We start from the raw sequence: 1,127 nt of genomic DNA on the forward strand, positions 1-1,127 counted from the left end.
TGGCCCGTAGGCATTATGCGGTATTAGCCATCGTTTCCAATGGTTATCCCCCACATCAAGGCAATTTCCTAGGCATTACTCACCCGTCCGCCGCTCGACGCCCATTAACGCACCCGAAGGATTGTTAGTGTCGTTTCCGCTCGACTTGCATGTGTTAGGCCTGCCGCCAGCGTTCAATCTGAGCCATGATCAAACTCTTCAATTTAAGATTTTGCCGACTCAACGAATACTGACTTCAAAACTAATATTCATTCGAAAATGAACATGTAATTCTAAAGCTATTATCTTTCCAACAGAAAGATAATGAATTGACTGTGCCAAATAACCCCCTCTCTATAAAGAAAGTAATTATTCSTATTGGTCACTCAGTTCATTGAAATCAATTTTGATTCCGAAGAATCTGTTTTATCTAACGATAAAACGTTTTGATATTCATCAACGAGTGCCCACACAGATTGATAGGTTTAAATTGTTAAAGAGCTTATTCTCTAAAAAGAGAACGCTTTCAGTGCCTTAGCACTTAAGCAGGACGCGTATAATACGCTTTCTACTTTTAAAGTCAACATAAAATACTAAGAAAACTTAGAACTCTATGGTGACTTGTCTACTAAGTAGACAAAGTCGAACTTTTTGTCTTCACTTTTAAAAAGTGAAAATAAATTTGGAGCCTGGCGATGTCCTACTCTCACATGGGGAAGCCCCACACTACCATCGGCGCTATTGTGTTTCACTTCTGAGTTCGGCATGGAATCAGGTGGGTCCACAATGCTATGGTCGCCAAGCAAATTTTGCTTTTACTTTCAGCTTTTAAAAGCTGAAGGCAAAATAATCTGGAAAACTGTTTTTAAAAGTGTCTCTTCAAACTCATTCAAGGTCTGTCTTTGAGTCCACAAAACCCCTTGGGTGTTGTATGGTTAAGCCTCACGGGCAATTAGTACAGGTTAGCTCAATGCCTCGCAGCACTTACACACCCTGCCTATCAACGTTCTAGTCTTGAACAACCCTTTAGGACGCTTAAAGCGTCAGGGAAAACTCATCTCAGGGCTCGCTTCCCGCTTAGATGCTTTCAGCGGTTATCGATTCCGAACTTAGCTACCGGGCAATGCCATTGGCATGACAACCCGAAC

General features: G+C 41.7%; 3 rRNA genes. All 3 read right to left on the minus strand.

Going from position 1 to position 1,127, the window contains the following annotated elements:
• Window positions 1-205, minus strand: a 16S ribosomal RNA gene (locus L1D22_RS22035); the annotation flags it as partial.
• 461 nt (window positions 206-666) lie between these two features.
• Window positions 667-782 (minus strand): 5S ribosomal RNA (gene rrf / locus L1D22_RS22040).
• 128 nt (window positions 783-910) lie between these two features.
• Window positions 911-1,127: ribosomal RNA gene (locus tag L1D22_RS22045) — 23S ribosomal RNA — on the minus strand; the annotation flags it as partial.

The sequence above is a fragment of the Vibrio sp. Isolate34 genome (assembly GCF_022397915.1).
GTDB lineage: Bacteria > Pseudomonadota > Gammaproteobacteria > Enterobacterales > Vibrionaceae > Vibrio.